Annotated in this window: 13 protein-coding genes; 11 read left to right on the top strand and 2 right to left on the bottom strand. The window is 66.2% G+C overall.

Annotated features, from left to right (window positions below; all coding sequences use genetic code 11):
* Positions 1 to 2: 2 nt before the first annotated feature.
* Entirely contained in the window at positions 3 to 1,196 is a 1,194-nt protein-coding gene (locus QMX96_RS23060) for a sugar transporter (protein WP_043862964.1), read from the bottom strand.
* A gap of 369 nt (positions 1,197 to 1,565) precedes the next feature.
* Here QMX96_RS23060 and QMX96_RS23065 point away from each other — a divergent pair, with 369 nt between their 5' ends.
* The 4 genes from QMX96_RS23065 to QMX96_RS23080 all read left to right on the top strand — a co-directional run bounded on the left by QMX96_RS23065 (position 1,566) and on the right by QMX96_RS23080 (position 4,925).
* Entirely contained in the window at positions 1,566 to 2,279 is a 714-nt protein-coding gene (locus QMX96_RS23065) for an N-acetyltransferase (RefSeq protein WP_282362534.1), read from the top strand.
* 137 nt (positions 2,280 to 2,416) lie between these two features.
* Positions 2,417 to 3,109 carry an N-acetyltransferase gene (locus tag QMX96_RS23070; protein ID WP_254999467.1) on the top strand — a complete coding sequence of 231 codons (693 nt, stop codon included), beginning with the start codon at positions 2,417 to 2,419 and terminating at the stop codon, positions 3,107 to 3,109.
* A gap of 234 nt (positions 3,110 to 3,343) precedes the next feature.
* Positions 3,344 to 4,033, top strand: a complete 690-nt coding sequence (locus tag QMX96_RS23075) for a hypothetical protein (RefSeq protein WP_043862966.1) — start codon at positions 3,344 to 3,346, stop codon at positions 4,031 to 4,033.
* A gap of 304 nt (positions 4,034 to 4,337) precedes the next feature.
* Positions 4,338 to 4,925, top strand: a complete 588-nt coding sequence (locus tag QMX96_RS23080) for a biliverdin-producing heme oxygenase (RefSeq protein WP_274096418.1) — start codon at positions 4,338 to 4,340, stop codon at positions 4,923 to 4,925.
* Between the two features lie 90 nt (positions 4,926 to 5,015).
* Here the strand turns inward: QMX96_RS23080 and QMX96_RS23085 are convergent, their stop codons facing one another.
* A complete protein-coding gene (locus tag QMX96_RS23085; RefSeq protein WP_282362536.1) occupies positions 5,016 to 6,416 on the bottom strand; it encodes an amino acid permease in 1,401 nt (466 codons plus the stop codon).
* A gap of 334 nt (positions 6,417 to 6,750) precedes the next feature.
* Between QMX96_RS23085 and gcvA the strand changes: the two genes are divergently transcribed.
* From gcvA to QMX96_RS23120, 7 genes are all read left to right on the top strand, one after another.
* Complete coding sequence (gene gcvA, locus QMX96_RS23090) at positions 6,751 to 7,641, top strand: transcriptional regulator GcvA (RefSeq protein ID WP_043862969.1); 891 nt, start codon at positions 6,751 to 6,753, stop codon at positions 7,639 to 7,641.
* 90 nt (positions 7,642 to 7,731) lie between these two features.
* The gene (locus QMX96_RS23095; protein ID WP_054915403.1) at positions 7,732 to 8,982 is read left to right on the top strand and encodes an aspartate aminotransferase family protein; all 1,251 of its coding nucleotides are present in this window, start codon (positions 7,732 to 7,734) and stop codon (positions 8,980 to 8,982) included.
* A 169-nt stretch (positions 8,983 to 9,151) separates the two neighbouring features.
* On the top strand, positions 9,152 to 10,060 hold the full coding sequence (locus QMX96_RS23100; protein ID WP_229589267.1) for a WD40 repeat domain-containing protein: 909 nt from the start codon (positions 9,152 to 9,154) through the stop codon (positions 10,058 to 10,060).
* A 128-nt stretch (positions 10,061 to 10,188) separates the two neighbouring features.
* Positions 10,189 to 10,647 carry a (2Fe-2S)-binding protein gene (locus QMX96_RS23105; RefSeq protein WP_043862972.1) on the top strand — a complete coding sequence of 153 codons (459 nt, stop codon included), beginning with the start codon at positions 10,189 to 10,191 and terminating at the stop codon, positions 10,645 to 10,647.
* A complete protein-coding gene (locus QMX96_RS23110) occupies positions 10,647 to 12,905 on the top strand; it encodes a xanthine dehydrogenase family protein molybdopterin-binding subunit (protein ID WP_282362537.1) in 2,259 nt (752 codons plus the stop codon). The genes QMX96_RS23105 and QMX96_RS23110 overlap by 1 nt, the downstream gene beginning before the upstream one ends.
* 24 nt (positions 12,906 to 12,929) lie before the next feature.
* Complete coding sequence (locus QMX96_RS23115; RefSeq protein WP_282362538.1) at positions 12,930 to 14,279, top strand: cytochrome c; 1,350 nt, start codon at positions 12,930 to 12,932, stop codon at positions 14,277 to 14,279.
* A 53-nt stretch (positions 14,280 to 14,332) separates the two neighbouring features.
* Positions 14,333 to 15,379 carry an XdhC family protein gene (locus QMX96_RS23120; protein WP_123752487.1) on the top strand — a complete coding sequence of 349 codons (1,047 nt, stop codon included), beginning with the start codon at positions 14,333 to 14,335 and terminating at the stop codon, positions 15,377 to 15,379.
* Positions 15,380 to 15,470 lie beyond the last annotated feature (91 nt).

Below are 15,470 nucleotides of genomic sequence, written 5' to 3' on the forward strand. Positions count from 1 at the left end.
GCTTACGCCGGTTTGTCGGCGCCCAGCACCCCGGCATAGCGGTAGGTGGTCACGCAACACAGCACCAGGCCGCTGACCGCGACCGCGCCGCCCACCAGGCCGATGTCGCCAAGGCCCATGTGGGTGCTGACCAGGCTGCCCAGCAACGCCCCGCCACCGATGCCCACGTTGTACAGCCCGGAGAACATGGCCATGGCCACGTCGGTGGCATCGGAAGCCAGCACCAGTACCTTCGATTGCAGGGCCAGGCTGAAACACATGATCGCCATGCCCCATACCATGCTCAGCGCGCAGAGCAGGGTCGGGTTGACTGCCAGCGGGGCCAGCAGCAACAGGCTCAGGGCGATGGCGCCGATGGCGCCAATCGCGAACCCCCGCGGGAAACGCTCGCTGTAGCGACTGAACAGGATCGAGCCGAAGATGCCCGCCCCGCCATACAGCAACAGCAGGATGGTGGTCATTTCGCCGCTCATCGCCGCGACCTGCTGGCTGAACGGCTCGATGTAGCTGTAGGCGGTGAACTGCGCGGTGATGCCCAGCACCACCAACGCATACACCGAGAGCAGCGCCGGCCGCTTGAGCAGCATCGGCAGGCTGCGCAGCGAACCGGAGTTCTGGCTGGGCAGGCGCGGCAGCGAGCGCATCAGCCACAGCAAAGTCAGTACCGAGACCCCGGCGATGCCCATGAAAGTGGTGCGCCAGCCCAGCGCCTCGCCCACCACTCGCCCCAGCGGAATGCCCAGCACCATGGCCAGGGTGGTGCCGGTGGCCAGCACCCCGAGAGCCTTGGCCTGCTTGCCCGGCGGCGCCACCCGCACCGCCAGCGACGCGGTGATGGCCCAGAACACCGCGTGGGCCAGTGCGATACCGATGCGGCTGAACAGCAGCATGCCGAAGCTGGTGGCCATGCTCGACAGCACATGGCTGGCAATGAACAGCACGAACAGGAACGCCAGCAGCTTGCGCCGCTCGATGTTGCGGGTCATCAGCATCATCGGCAGCGAGGCCAGCGACACCACCCAGGCATAGATGGTCAGCATCAACCCGACCTGGGCGGTGGGCATGTCGAAGCTGCGGCCGATATCGCTGAGCAGGGCCACCGGCACGAACTCGGTGGTGTTGAAGATGAATGCAGCCAGGGCCAGCGCGAAAACGCTGAGCCAGCTGCCATTACGGGTATCTGCGGGGTTGTTCATCGGACGGGGCAAGGCTCCGGGGCGGGCGCGTCAGACGCGACCCTGGGTTCAATGAAACCTGCGCGGCAAAAGGCGCGCAGGCAAAAGCCACCCCTGGGCCGGCGGCCTGGGTGTTGCGCTGCAGAAGGTTGTTATAGGTAGGTGCGGGTCGCAGGCCCGATGGTACGTCATGCGTCGGGGGGGCGACAATAACGCTCGCCGCGCCGCGCCGGCCCCACCGATGAAACTTGCCACGGACATGCAGTGTCTTTGTCATGAGCCCGTAGTAGTGCAAAGCCTGACAAGGGCTGCAGCATTGTCCGATGGTCAGGGTTTACCGACACACGCCTAATCGGGGTCCCTTGAGTACCGGATCTGCCAGGAGGCCGTATGCGCCTAGTTTCGCAACTGCTCCAACGTCTCAGACAAAAAGGCCTGCGTCGCGCCTTGCGCCCGCTGTGGCAACGCCACGTGTTCCAGCACTGGCAACTGGTGTGGCTGGACCGCGACCCGTTGGCCAGGGTGCCTCGACAACGCACGCGCCCCTGCCCTCCCGTGCGGCTCGTCCAGATCACCCCGAGCAACACCGACGCGTTCGCGCGCCATTTCCCCGGCCAGTTGCAGGCCATGAACGACCTAGCACGCGAAGGCCACACCGGCCACATGTACCTGGACGAAGCCGGTGACGCGGTGGCGATGGTGTGGGCCAGCACCCGTGACTATCACGACCGGCACTACTACGGCTGCACCTTCCCGGTACAGCCCGGCGAATACTTCCAGTTCGCCGGCGAAGTCGAGCGCGCCTACTTCGGCACCGGCCTGTCCACGCGGGTACAGACCGAGCTGTGGGAGGCCATGCTCGCCAAAGGCTGCACGCGCATCGTGGTGGTGGTGGCGCGGGACAACGCACAGGCAGTCAAGATGCACCTGCACCTGGACTACCACGAACAGGGTCGCATCACCCACGCGTACAGGTTCTTCGGGCGCTGGTACTTCTCCCGCGTGACCCACTACAGCGGCTCGCGCCTGGCCCACCTGGCCCCGCGGGCCAGACGCAAGGCCGACAGCGAGCCGGCGCCGCAGCTGCACGACACCGACGCCTGAGCGCCTACGCCCCGGGTTGCAAGGTCATGCAGCGCGCATGACCTTCAGCTTACCGGGGCTGTAGAGAAGGCCGATGGCATGCAACTGCCGGTGGACGCCTAATCGGAGCTCCTGGAATAGAACCTGTCGGAGTTCTCATGCAATTGATCGAAATCGCCCACCAGCGCATCAGACAAAAAGGCTTGCTGCGTGCGCTTCGCCCGCTGTGGCGCCGCTACATCTTCTCGCACTGGCAACTGGTGTGGTTGCAGCGCAGCCCCCTTGCGCCCGTCGCCGCGCAACGCAGGCGCACCTGCCCGCCAGTGCACCTGGTAGTGATAACACCCCACAATACCGAGGCCTTCAGCCGTTACTTCCCTGGCCAGGTGCAGGCCATGACCGACCTCGCCGAACAGGGCCACACCGGCCACATGTACGTGGACAGCCACGGCAACGCGGTGGCGATGGTGTGGGCCAGCACCCGCGATTACCACGACCGCCATTACTACGGCTGCACCTTCCCGGTGCAGCCGGGCGAATACTTCCAGTTTGCCGGGGAAGTCGACCGCGCCTACTTCGGTACGGGCCTGTCGACCCAGGCCCAGCTTGACCTGTGGTCCGCCATGCTGGCCAAGGGGTGTACGCGCATCGTCAATGTGGTGGCGCTGGACAACGTGCAGGCGGTGAAGATGCACCTGCAGCTGGATTATCAGGAACAGGGTCGCATCACCCACGCCTACAGAGTGTTCGGTTGCTGGCGGTTCTCGCGCACCACCCACTACAGCGGCAAGCGCCTCGCTCACCTGGCGCCGCGGGCCCGGCCACGGGCCCCTGACACCTTCATCGCCTGAGCAGAACCGCGCCTTGATTCAGGCGCCATTAAATCGTCAAAAAAGCGTCAGACCTTTCCGATCAACTGCTCTATGCCGGTAACCTCCGGTGTAGAGCGGTTCACCCTTGTTACACATATTTTGAAACAACCGCTGCGATGGCTTTTTGACACGCCGTCAAAACGCTGGGCTATACCATGAAAAAGATTTCATCAAACCCACCGTTTCATCCGCCCTATCCGGCAAGGAGGCACCATGGGTGCTTTGCAGAACGTGCGCGACAAGATCAGAAGAAAAGGCCTTCGCCGCGTCGCCAGAACCCTCTGGGAACGCCATGTGTTCTATCACTGGGAACTGCTGTGGATGGAGCGCGACCTGGTCAGTGCGGTACCGCCGCACAACCTGCGACCGCACAAGCCGGTGCGCCTGGTGACCATCACCGAGGACAACGCCGTCGCCTTTGCCCGCCACTTCGGCGACCGTGTGCAAACCATGGCCGAGCTGGCCCGCGAAGGCCACACCGGGCACATGTACCTGGACGATGCCGACAATGCGGTGGCGTTCATCTGGGGCAGCAAGCGCGACTACCTGGACCGTCACTATTACGGCTGCACCTTCCCGGTCAAGGAGGGCGAGTTCTTCGAGTTCGGCGGCGAGATGACCCCGTCGTACTTCGGCACCAGGCTGTCGGTGGATGCCCAGGTCAACCTGTGGGCGGCCATGCAGGCCCAGGGCTGCAACAAGGTGGTGGACGTGGTCGAGACGCACAACGTACCGGCCATGAAGCTGCATCTGCGCATGGGTTATCACGAACAGGGGCGCGTGGCGCACGTGTACTGCCTGTTCGGGCGCTGGAAGTTCTTCCGCGAGACCACCTACAGCGGTTCACGCCTGGAACAGCTGCGCAAGCCGCGGGCAGTCAAGACAGCCGCCGCACCGGCATGAACCTGCCAGCCCCTGCGCCCGCGCTGCGGGTGCAGGGGCCTGCTCGACACCCCTGCTCAACCCCGCATCTACCCGCCCTGCGCGGCGCTTGACCGTACCTGGAGCGCATGCAAGCATCCGCCGGCCATGACGCCCACGAATGCAGTTCAGAGACGAATGCCCCGGGATGAAGATTCCATTGCAGATCCACGCATTGAAGACGCTCGCCTGGCAGGCCGGGTGCTGCACGGAACGACGATGGCGCGAGAGAGTCTAGGCATTGGCATTACCAATGCCTGCTCACTGCCGACATGAGACCCCGACCATGAATGCCCCCGCCTCCCCTGCGCCCGAAACCGGCCGCTGCCAACGCCTCAAGGCCGCCAGCCGCCGCGAGCACGACAGTGTCGATACGCTGGTGCTGGGCGTTCGACCGTTCGAGAGCCGCGAGCGCTATGCATTGTTTCTGCAGGTGCAGCACCGCTTTCATGGCAGCCTTCAAGCCTTGTATGGCGATGCGCAGTTGAACCGCACATTGCCCGGGCTGGCGGCGCTGTCGCGGTTCGAGGCAGTGCAGGCCGACCTGCGCGACCTTGGCCTGCCGGTGCCCGGTGTACCGGCCCCTGTGCAGCTGTCTGCGCCAGCTGAAGCACTGGGCTGGCTGTACTGCAGCGAGGGCTCGAACCTGGGGGCGGCGTTTCTGTTCAGGCAGACCCAGCAACTGGGGCTGGACGCGGAGCGTGGCGCCCGGCATCTGGCGCCGCACCCGGACGGGCGTGCGCTGCAGTGGCGCCAGTTCGTGGGGTTGATCGATGCACTGGTGCTGAGTGAGGAACAGGAGCGCCAGGCGGTGGATGGGGCGCTGGCGGCGTTCGAGTTCTATCGCAGCAGCGTGCGCGACATTTTCGGCTGAGGCCTGTGGCGACGTCTTCGCCGGCTCCTGCAGGGGTCACGATGATCCTGCAGGAGCCGGCCTTGCCGGCGATCGAGTGCGCAGCGCTCGCTAACCCTGGTCGGTCATCGCCTGCGGCTGATGCTCGATACGCGCCCGCTTGCGGTAGAACGCGATGCCCAGGATCAACGCCGTCACCGCCGCCGTCATCAAGGTCTCGTAGCGGTAGTCGGGGCTGAACAGCATGTAGCCCAGCACCAGCGAAATCACCACGATCACCAGCCAGGTCAGCCACGGGAACAGCCACATCTTGAACGCCAGCTCGGTGCCCTCGCGCTCGACGATGGCACGCATGCGCAGTTGCGACACGGCGATCACCAGGTACACCAGCAGCGCGATGGCCCCGGTGGTCGACAGCAGGAAGCCGAACACCTTGCCCGGGAAGGCGAAGTTCACGAAGCAACCGACAAACCCGGCCAGGGTCGACAGCAGCACAGCCACAGTGGGCACGCCACTGCCGGAAATACGCTTGGTCAGCGGGTGCGCCTCACCCCGTGTGCCCAGCGAATAGAGCATGCGCGAAGCGGTATACAGCCCCGAGTTCATGCAACTGGTCACCGCCACCAGCACCACCACGTCGATCAGGAACTTGGCACCCGGCACGTTGAGGATTTCCAGCGCGCGCTGGAACGAACCCACCTGCAGCAGGCGCGGGTCATTCCACGGCACCAGCGCGACAATGAAGAAGATCGAGAACACGTAGAAGATCGCGATGCGGTACACCACCAGGTTGGTGGCGCGGCGGATCTTGTCTTTCGGGTTGGCGGTTTCGTCGGCGGCAATGGTGACGATCTCGGCACCGAAGAACGAGAAGATGGTCACCAGCACGCCGGCCAGCACGGCGCCGAAGCCGTTGGGCATGAAGCCGCCATTGGACCACAGGTTCTCGACGCCCGAGGTCTGCGCAAGCGGCCATACACCGCTCACCCCCATCAGGCACACCACCAAAAAGCCTATGATCGCCACCACCTTGACCAGGGCGAACCAGTACTCGAACTTGCCGAAGTTCTTCACGCTGATCAGGTTGCTGCACGACAGCACGATCATGATCAGGAAGGCAAAGGCCCAGGACGGCACGTCGGGGTACCAGGCGTGCAGGATATCGGCACCGGCGATTGCCTCGACCGGAATGATCAGTACCCAGAACCACCAGTACAGCCAGCCGATGGTGAAGCCTGCCCATGGCCCGATGGCCCGCCCGGCGTAGGTGGAGAACGAGCCGCTGTTGGGGTCGGCGATGGCCATTTCGCCGAGCATGCGCATCACCAGCAGCACCAGCAGGCCGGTAATCATGTAGGAGATGAGGATGGCCGGACCGGCCTTGGCGATGGCGTTGGACGAACCGATGAACAAACCGGCGCCGATGATGCCGGCGATGGAGATCATCGAGACCTGACGCGAGGTCAGGCCGTGCTTGAGCGAGCGTTGCGGTTTTTCTTGTAGGGACGACATGGTTGCCTCTCTGGCCAATGCCTGCTGCACCTGGTTGCGCGATGACCGCGCAGGTCAGGCCAAGGTCTTCATGGAAAGTGTGCGGCAGCAGAAATGTAAGGAGCCGTTATTGTTTTTTGGGCATCAAACGTAATGTAACGGGTACTGATCGGCCTCTTTTCGATAAGTTTCGGACGCACTTTTCCCGGTCCCTCGGGGCATCGAAACTAGCAGTTGAAATGATTGACGCAGGTCAGTATTAATCTGCGAACAGGCTGCTTACAAACGACCTTTTATCACCACATGATTCCTCCATGGAATGAACTCAGTCCTTTTCATCTGCCCGGTGCCCTCGATGTCCAAGCGTTTGATGCCCTCCACCACCACCCTGCAATGCTTCGAGGCGGCGGCCCGCCACCTGAGCTTCACCCGCGCCGCGCAGGAGCTGCACCTGACCCAGAGCGCGGTGAGCAAGCAGGTGGCGCAACTCGAGGAGATGCTCTGCCACAACCTGTTCCAACGCGTGCGCCGGCGCCTGCACCTGACCCCTGCAGGCTCGCTGTACCTGGCCGAGGTGAACAAGATCCTCACCCAGCTGGACATCTCCAGCCGCTACATCCTGACCTACGGCGGCGAGACCCAGGTGCTGACCGTCGCCACCCAGCCCACCTTCGGCGCACGCTGGCTGGTGCCCAACCTGCACGGTTTCAGCCGGCAGCACCCGAACATCCATCTGGACATCAAGAGCGAGCTGGAACCCTTCGACCTGCTCAACAACAAGGCCGACATCGCGTTTTTCTTCGGCCAGGGCACCTGGCCGGGGGCCACCTGCATCGAGCTGTTCCATGAAGAGGTGGTGCCGGTGTGTCACCCCGAGCTGATCGCGGCAGCGCTGCCACGCAGCGCCGAAGACCTCGCCCGCCACCCCTTGCTGCAATGCACCTCGCGCCCGGAGGCCTGGCACGAGTGGTTCCTGCAGCAGGACCTGCAGTCCCAGCACAGCTACCACGGGCCGCGCTTCGACACCTTCTACCTGTGCATCCGCGCGGCCCAGGCCGGCTGCGGCATCGCCCTGGTGCCACGCTACCTGGTGGCCGAAGAACTGGCCGAGGGCAAGCTGGTGGTGGCCTGGGCGCACACCATGCCCAGCGAGGGCGCGCACTTCATCGCCCATGCCGAGCATGCGGCGCAGGTGCCGAAGGTGAAGGCGTTCGTCGAGTGGATACAGGGCAGGATCACGATTTGACGGAATGATTGCTCGACTTTATTTCGCTTGTGGCGTTTGCCGGATGTTGGCTTAGATATATAAAAACTTCCGTCACCCAGGTACTTGCCCATGACGCACGAAACAATCAGCCGATCTCTTTCCATTGTGCATCCCATTACACTTTCACACGGGCGCAATGCCCAGGTGTGGGATACCGATGGCAAGCACTACATCGACTTCGTGGGCGGTATCGGCGTACTCAACCTGGGGCATTGCAACCCGGCGATCGTCAGCGCCATCCAGCACCAGGCCACGCAACTGACCCATGCGGCGTTCAACGCCGTCCCGCACGGGCCCTATGTGCAGTTCATGCAACGCCTGGAAGCGTTCGTGCCACTGAGCTACCCGATGGCAGGCATGCTCACCAACAGTGGCGCCGAGGCGGCGGAGAACGCCTTGAAAGTGGCCCGCGCCGCCACCGGGCGCACGGCGGTGGTGGCCTTCGATGGCGGCTTCCACGGACGTACCCTGGCCACGCTCAACCTCAATGGCAAGGTGGCACCCTACAAGCAGAAGGTCGGCGTGCTGCCCGGCCCGGTGTTCCACCTGCCCTACCCCAGCGCCGACAACGGCGTGACCGGCGAGCAGGCGATGCAGGCGCTGGAGCGCCTGTTCAGCGTCGAGATCGACGTCAACGAAGTGGCCTGCTTCATCTTCGAGCCGGTGCAGGGCGAAGCCGGCTTCCTGGCAATGGACCCCACCTTTGCCCAGGCCCTGCGCACGTTCTGCGATGCACACGGCATCCTGATCATCATCGACGAGATCCAGTCGGGCTTTGGCCGCACCGGCCAGCGCTTCGGCTTCCCGCGGCTGGGCATCGAGCCGGACCTGCTGCTGTTGGGCAAGAGCATTGCCGGCGGCGTGCCGCTGGGCGCGGTGGTAGGCCGGCGCGAGCTGATGGCCAGCCTGCCCAAGGGTGGCCTGGGCGGCACCTATTCGGGCAACCCGCTGGCCTGTGCGGCAGGGTTGGCGACCCTGGAACTGATGAGCGATGCCAACCTGGCGACCTGGGGCGAGCTGCAGGAGCGCGCCATCGTCGGGCGTTATGAAGCGTGGAAGGCCCGCGGGTTGACGCCGTACCTCGGGCGCCTGACCGGTGTGGGCGCCATGCGCGGCATCGAGCTGGTCACGCCACAAGGCAAACCGGCCACCGCGCAGCTGGCCGAGGTGCTGGAGAAGGCACGCGCGGCCGGGCTGCTGCTGATGCCGGCGGGCAAGGCGCGGCACATCATCAGGTTGCTGGCGCCATTGACCGCCGAGGCAGACGTGCTGGAGCGCGGGCTGGATATCCTGGAGCGCTGCCTGGCAGAACTGTCATAAAACTGACCCGCCCGCTGATCACGACCTCCCATCCCGTGTCTTGATGCCATAGCCAGCAATCCGTACGTGCGCCCGCGCGTCACGGAGGCTGGCCAGCCGACAAGTGCTTTTGCCCAGCGCAATCAGGCTTTATCCTGCATCGTTTCGCACGCTGGCCCTGGGAGTTCCAATGTACATCGATGTACCGCGCCGCCTGGTGTTCTTCGACAAGGACGACACCGTTCGCCCGCCCTGCCTCGTGCAGTACCATCCCGACACCGGCACCCTGAGCCGGCCGGCTTTCGCCCAGCCCGACGACAGCGTGTGGGACATCGCGCGCGACCAACGCCGCATCGCGCTGAGCGGGGTCAAGTGGCTGGTGGTGCGCGGGGCCAGCCGCTCGCGGCTGAACCTTGTGCACGACGGCGCGCCGCTGCATGCAACCCAGAACCTGCTGTCGTACTGGGCACGCTTCGACCCCAGCGCCCGCTACGCGCTGGTCAGCGTGGCCAATGGCAAGAAACGCCCGGTGATCATCGACCTGGACAGCGGTGAACACAGCGACCCTGTGGAGCGTGACGTGGACGCCAGGTTCGGCAGCATCGACCCGCTGCAGGGCAGGCTCTGGGCCCCCGACGAGCGTGCCCGCAATGGCGTGCTGACGGTCGATTGCGCCAGCGGCGAAGTCGGCAGGGTCAGCGTGCCGCTGGAGGCAAAGGTGCGCAGCCTGCGCTTTTCCCGCGACGGGCAGTACCTGTTCGTGACCGGGGAAAACAACCGGCTGTTGTGCTGCGACCGCGAGGGCGCAACGGTATGGACCAAGGACGTCAGTGCGTATGGCCATGTCGGCTCGGGCCGGATCCTGTTCAACGAATCCGGCAGCCACCTGTGCCTGCCGACCTCGCCCACCGACAGCTCCACGCTCGCCGGCAATCTCATCATCGCAACCGCCACCGGCCATACCGAGACCACCATCATGCCCAAGGCGCGACTGGCCGCTGACTGGTTTGGCGACCATGTGCTGAGCCATCGTGGCGAGGTGGTGGACTTCTTCACCGGCGCCATCGTGGCCAAGCTGGACCTGGCCAGCCCCTGCTGATCGTCACCTGACCCGCCCCTTCAACGGCCCCCGCCGCCCCGTGTGCTAGCGTCTATGGGTGGCCTGCGCCTTGCGCACGGCCACGCCCATAAGAAATCAAGACCTGACCGACTGATGACGGGTGAGCCATGCAACTGCGAATCAACCAGACGACCTACGAGGTCGATGCTGACGCGGACACGCCCCTGCTGTGGGTGATCCGCGATGACCTGGGCCTGACCGGTACCAAGTACGGCTGCGGCCTGGCCCAGTGCGGCGCCTGCTCGGTGCTGGTGGACGGCGCCGTGGTGCGTGCCTGCGTGACCCCGGTGGCCGGCGTGGTGGGGCGCGAAATCACCACCATCGAAGCCGTGGAGGCCGACGCCGTGGGCAAGCGCGTGGTCAGCGCCTGGGTCAAGCACCAGGTGGCCCAGTGCGGTTACTGCCAGTCGGGCCAGGTGATGGCGGCCACCGCCCTGCTCAAGCACACCCCGCACCCGAGCGATGCCCAGATTGCTGCCGCAATGGTCAACCTGTGCCGTTGCGGCACCTACAACGCCATCCATGCCGCCGTGCACGACGTGGCCGCCGCGCAGGAGAACGCCTGATGAACGACAGCCTGCGCGTTACCGGCGTGGCCCAGCCCTTCCCTGTGGGCGAGCCGGTCAATATCTCGCGCCGCAGCTTTCTGCTGGCAAGCGCCGGCACGGCAGTGGGCGCACTGGTGCTGGGCTTCGGCCTGCCCCTGGGACTGAGCCGTGTGCAGGCCGCCACGGGCAACGCAGCGGCGCCCGGCACCCAGGTGCCGGCCTTCCTGGAGATCCGCCCGGACGGCCGCATCCGCCTGCTCAGCCCGTTCATGGAGGGCGGCCAGGGCATCTTCACGGCCATGGCGCAGATCGTGGGCGAAGAGCTCGATGCCGACCCCGCCACCTTTTTGATCGACAGCGCACCGCCCGGCGAGCAGTACGTGGTGATGGACAACGGCATGCGTATCACCGGCGGCAGCATGTCGGTGCGCACCAGCTACCCGACCATGCGCCGCCTCGGCGCCCTGGCCCGCGCCATGCTGCTGCAGGCCGCTGCCGAGCGCCTGGGCGTGCCGGTGGGCGACCTGAGCACCGAGCCCGGCCGGGTGATACACGCCGCGTCGGGGCGCACGCTGGGCTATGGCGAACTGGCAGCCCAGGCCATGGACCTGCCCGTGCCAGACCCTGCCAGCGTGACGCTGCGCGACCCCAGCCAGTTCCGCTGGATCGGCAAGCCGGTGCAACGGGTGGACGCCTATGACAAGTCCACCGGCAAGGCCGTGTACAGCATCGACGTGAAGGTCGATGGCATGCTGCATGCCGCGGTGCAGCATGCACCACGCCTGGGCATGCGCGTGGGCGAGCTGCGCAACGAGGCGCAGGTGAAAGCCATGAAGGGCGTGCATTCGGTGCATCGGCTGCCCGGTGCGGTGGCCGTGGTGGCCGAGCGCTGGTGGCACGCCAAGCGCGCGGTGGAGGCCGTACAGGTGCAGTGGCTGGAGGCATCGGCCGACTCGAAGGTGCGCCAGATGCCTGCGGACTTTTCCAGCGACGCCTTTCGCGACCAGTTGGCCGCGGCCACCGGCCCGGCCCGCGACGAAGAGAATGAAGGCGACTTCGGCAAAGCCTTTGCCGACGCCGCCACCCAGGTGGAGGCCACCTACCACAACCAGTTCCTCAACCATGCGCAGCTGGAGCCGCCTTCGGCCCTGGCGCGCTTCAACCCCGACGGCACGCTGGAGGTGTGGCTGCCCAACCAGGCGCCCGACATGTTCCGCGCCGACATGGCCAAGCGCACCGGCCTGGACCCGGCGCAGATCACCCTGCACTCGCCGCTGCTGGGCGGCTTTTTCGGCCGCCACTTTCTGTACGACAGCGCCAACCCCTACCCGCAGGCGATCCAGCTGGCCAAGGCAGTCGGGCGCCCGGTCAAGCTGATCTGGAGCCGCGAAGAGGAGTTTCTGCGTGACGCGCTGCGCCCCATGGCCGTGGTCAAGTTCCGCGCCGCACTCGACGCCCAGGGCCTGCCGGTGGCCATCGAGGCAGTCAGCGCCACCGAAGGCCCCACCGAAGCCATCGCCGGCAAGCAGGGCGAGAAAATCGACCCCACTGCACTCGAAGGGCTGTCGGGCAAGACCTACGCCATCCCCAGCAAACGTATCGCCCAGGTCTATGTGAAAGGCCCGGCGATGCTCGGTTACTGGCGTTCGGTGGGCAACTCGCTGAATGACTTCTTCTATGAGGCGTTCCTCGATGAACTGGCCGACAAGGGCAAGCAGGACCCGTTCGAACTGCGCCTGCACCTGCTGCGCGACAACCAGCGCCTGACCAACCTGCTGCAGGCGGTGGGCGATCTGTCCGGTGGCTGGAAGCGCGGCCCGTTCACCGCCGAGGACGGCTCGCGGCGCGCGCGGGGTGTAGCCATGGCCTCGCCGTTCGGCTCGGAGGCGGCGGTGATCGCCGAGGTGTCCATCGAGCAGGGCCAGGTGAAGGTGCACGATATCTGGGAGGCCATCGACCCCGGCAGCATCGTCAACCCGGCGATCATCGAGGCGCAGGTCAATGGCGCGGTGTCGCTTGGGCTGTCGCAGGCACTGGTGGAGGAAGCGGTGTACGTGAACGGCCAGCCGCGCGCGCGCAACTATGACCTGTACCCGATCCTGTCGGCGCAGCGCATGGCGCGGGTGCATGTACGCATCGTCGAGAGCGGCGCGAAGATGGGCGGTATCGGCGAGCCGCCATTGCCGGCGGTGGCCCCGGCGGTGGCCAATGCGGTGGCGCACCTGACCGGCCAGCGCATCCGCAGCATGCCGCTGTCGCGCTACACCTTCAGCTAGGCCTCGATCAGGGACACCGCGCACATGACCAAGAGTCGACTCGCAACAACGCTGGGCTGTTTCGCGCTGCTTTGCCTCGTCATCGCAGCCGTGCTGGCCTGGTACGTGACCCGCACGCCGGCGTCGCCCTTCGCTGCCCAGGCCAGTGCCGCACCGCCAGACCCGGCCCTGGTGCAACGCGGCGAGTACGTGGCGCGGCTGGGCGACTGCGTGGCCTGCCACAGCCTGCCAGAGGCGGCGCCGTTTACCGGCGGGCTGAAGATGGCCACCCCGCTGGGCGCGATCTACGCCACCAACATCACCGCCGACCGCGCCACCGGCATCGGCGCCTACAGCCTGGCCGACTTCGACCGCGCCGTGCGCCATGGGGTGACCCCGGACAGTCGCCGGCTGTACCCGGCCATGCCCTACCCCTCGTACGCCAAGCTCAGTGACGACGATATCCGCGCGCTGTATGCCTTCTTCATGCACGGGGTGAGCCCGGCGGCGCAGGCCAACAAGCCCAGCGAAATCCCCTGGCCACTGAACCTGCGCTGGCCGATTGCGCTGTGGAACGGCCTGTTCACCGACCCCGCGCCCTACCCGGCCAAGCCGGACCAGGATGCGCAGTGGAACCGCGGCGCCTACATCGTGCAGGGGCCGGGCCACTGCGGCAGTTGCCATACGCCGCGCGGCCTGGCCTTCAACGAGAAGGGCCTGAGCGAGGCCAGCAAGACGTACCTGGCCGGCGGGCTGCTGGATGGCTGGTATGCGCCGAGCCTGCGCAACGACCCCAACACCGGGCTTGGGCGCTGGAACGAGGCGGATATCGTCAGCTTCCTCAAAAACGGGCGCAACCGGCACGCGGTGGTGTACGGCTCGATGACCGAGGCGTTCAACAACTCCACGCAGTTCATGAGCGACGAAGACCTGGGCGCGATCGCGCACTACCTCAAGTCGCTGCCCGGCGACCCCAGCCGCGACGGGCCGGCATGGCAGTACCAGGCGAGCGAGCTGTCGGCCGCATCCACGGCCCCCGGCGCCCACACCTACGTGAGCCGCTGCGCGACCTGCCATGGCCTGGACGGGCGCGGCCAGGCCGAGTGGATGCCACCCCTGGCCGGCGCCACCTCGGCGCTGGCCGGGGAGGACGCATCGGCCATCAACATCACCCTGAACGGCTCGCAGCGCATCGTCGCCGCGGGCGTGCCGGACGCCTACCGCATGCCGGCATTTCGCGAACAGCTGTCGGACCGGGAAATTGCCGAGGTGCTGAGTTTTGTGCGCAGCACCTGGGGCAATCACGGTGGCGCGGTAGAGGCCAAGGCGGTGGGCAAGCTGCGCGAGCACACCGGGCCGGCCAGCAGCAACCCGATCATCTTGCAGATGCGTTGAGCATCACTACCAGGAAGCCCCCATGCCATTGCAACGCCTGTCGAGGACACCCCATGGAAAGCATTGACCTGCTGGTGCTGCGAACTGCCCGGGAGTGGCTTGCCGGCGGCGAGCGCTGCCTGCTGGCCACCGTGGTGCGCACCTGGGGCTCGTCGCCGCGACCGGTGGGCTCGATGATGGTGCTCAGGCAGGACGGGCGCGCGGTGGGCAGTGTGTCGGGCGGGTGCATCGAGGACGACCTGATTGACCGGTACAGCAGCCTCCATGGCGGGCCGGGGATACCCGGCGGCGCGCCACAGGTGGTGCGCTACGGCGTGAGTGCGGACGAGGCGCACCGGTTCGGCCTGCCATGTGGCGGCACCCTGGAACTGGTGCTGGAGTTCGCACCCTGCGCGCAGGCGCTGGGCCGTTTGCTGGCGCTGCTTGATGAGGGAGTACTGATGCGCCGCGAGCTTGACCTGGCCTCGGGTGAGGTGACGGTGCAGGCCGACCAGCCCCATGCACCGTTCAGCTTCGATGGGCAGCGGCTGAGCAACCCGCTGGGGCCGGCTTACCGGATGCTGCTGATCGGCGCCGGTGTGCTGGCCGAGTACGTGGCGGTGATGGCGCTGTTCAACGGGTTCAAGGTGTCGGTATGTGATCCGCGGCCGGAGCACATGGACGTGTGGACGGTCGCCGGGGTAGAGAAGCTGATGGGCATGCCGGACGACGTGGTGCGCGCGTTTGCGGTGGATGCTCGCACCTGCGTGATTGCCCTGAGCCATGACCCCAGGCTGGATGACCTGGCGCTGATCGAAGCGCTGCGCGGGCCGGCGATGTACATCGGGGCGATTGGCTCGCGGCGCAACAGCGAGAGCCGCCGCCAGCGCTTGATCGGGCATTTTGGCCAGACGCCGGAATCGCTGCGGCGCCTGCATGGGCCCATCGGGCTCTACATCGCCAGCAAGACCCCAGGGGAGATTGCGGTGAGCGTGATGGCCGAGGTGCTGGCGGTGAAGAACGGCGTGCCCCTGCCCGGCGCTGTCGGCGCGGGGCCGACCCAGCCCCAGGTGGAGCACCCGCCACTGACTCAGGCATCGTGTTGTGCGCACCCAGGGTGACTGCATCGCCCTGGTGCTGGCTGCAGGCCGTGCCCCGCGCGTTGGGCCCCCCCACCCCCCCGCCCGCCGGGGGGCGGGGGCACCCCGGCGG

The sequence above is a fragment of the Pseudomonas sp. PS01300 genome, assembly GCF_029960155.1.
Classification (GTDB): domain Bacteria; phylum Pseudomonadota; class Gammaproteobacteria; order Pseudomonadales; family Pseudomonadaceae; genus Aquipseudomonas; species Aquipseudomonas palmensis.